The following is a 1,568-nucleotide window of genomic DNA, read 5'->3' on the forward strand; positions in this document are numbered from 1 at the left end:
TGAGTAAATTTCATAATTTGAATCACAGGTCTCACAAAGCTTTCAAGACATGAAAAAAGGAGTACCTCCCCAAAAGTCGAATGAGTAAGTGACCAAACCAACTCTAAGACTGGAGGAAGACTCCCTTATGACTATTATACGACAAGGAAGCCTATTTGACCTGCAAGATTTATATGATTTAGAACCTACCCATCGTTTTGAAGCGGTGTTTTCGACGATTCACATCGATCCGATTCTTGCCGTTGTGTCGAAAAAAGCCCTTTATGGCGCACCAGTTCAGCTTAACTATGCCGCGATGATCTACTCACTCGTCGCTAGAATCATTGAACGGATTCCAACGACGAAAGATTTAATTAAGCGACTAAAACATGATTATATGTTCCGTTTAGACTGTGGATTTCTTCTTTCCGATCCCATTCCATCTGAGGCTTCTTATTCAAGAATGCTCACAAAATTAGCGGAATCAGATGTTCTTGAACGTATTCAAGAAACGCAGATTCTTCAAGCCATCATCGAAGGATTTGTCACAGACGATACCATCGCCATCGATGCGACTCATATCGAAGCTCGAGACCAAGCCCCAGCGAAAGAAGAAAAGCCGAAACCAGAACCAAAGAAACGCGGACGTAAATCGAAAGAAGAACAAGAGAACTGGCTTCAAGAACAAGCCGAGCGTGAAGCCGCTCTTCCGATTTTCGAGAAAACCATTGAAGCTCAGCTTGATACAACGCTAGAAGAGTTACGTTCATCTGTTCCAATGGTCCCTAAATGGGGTATTAAGAAAAATAGCGAAGGAAAGAATGTATTTTGGTTCGGATACAAAGGACACTTTGCCGTTGGAACCAAAAGTCAGTATATTCTCCAATCCTTGTTTTCCTCTGGGAACTTGAATGATGGAAAAGCAGCGATTCCTTTATTAAAGGGCATCCATGAGCGTCTTTCTATCCTTCCGATTTCTTATAGTACACTGGATGCAGGTTACGACTACCCTGCGATTTATGAACAAATCTATCGGATTGGCGCTCATTCAGTGATTGCTTATAACAAGAAGAATGAATCCGAACTAGAAGGGTTTGATAAGCATTTCGCTCCAACCTGTGTTCGGGAACATTCGTATCGCTATGATAGCTACGACTCTAGGTATGAGACGTTAAAATATACACGTCCAAAAGAGTGTAAAGACTGTCCGCTAGCGGAAGATACGTTATGCCAAAAGGTGTATAAAGTCAAAATCACCACCGATTTACGTCGCTACTGTGCTCCAGCGCGTGGCTCAAAAGCATGGAAAACCATTTACAAGCAACGAAGTGCGGTGGAACGCGTTATTGCGTATCTCAAAGAGTTCTTTCAGTTAAACAATGTTCGGTATCGAACAGGAAAACGTGCAAAAGTTCATTTTGACTTCACCCATTTAGTTTATAACGGAGCTAAGCTAGCATGTGATCGATTAACCCAGTTGATTTCAAACAAGCAAATGATCAACGCAGCTTAAATCAACTTTAAAAAACGTCATAACCAAAATTGGGTTCTTCTATGGTTCGCTAAGTAAGCTTTATGAAATTGATTCA

1 protein-coding gene is annotated in these 1,568 nt (G+C 41.3%); it reads left to right on the forward strand.

The window, feature by feature from the left end; all coding sequences use genetic code 11:
- Positions 1 to 127: 127 nt before the first annotated feature.
- Positions 128 to 1,492, forward strand: coding sequence for an IS1182 family transposase (locus SLH51_RS24375; protein ID WP_335964184.1), 1,365 nt, complete (start codon positions 128 to 130; stop codon positions 1,490 to 1,492).
- Positions 1,493 to 1,568 lie beyond the last annotated feature (76 nt).

The organism is Halalkalibacter kiskunsagensis, from assembly GCF_037027555.1.
GTDB classification, from domain to species: Bacteria; Bacillota; Bacilli; order Bacillales; family Bacillaceae_D; genus Halalkalibacter; species Halalkalibacter kiskunsagensis.

Bases quoted from the DNA above. Each gene is read 5' to 3' on its own strand.
- SLH51_RS24375 (WP_335964184.1), top strand. From the start codon at position 128: ATGACTATTATACGACAAGGAAGCCTATTTGACCTGCAAGATTTATAT.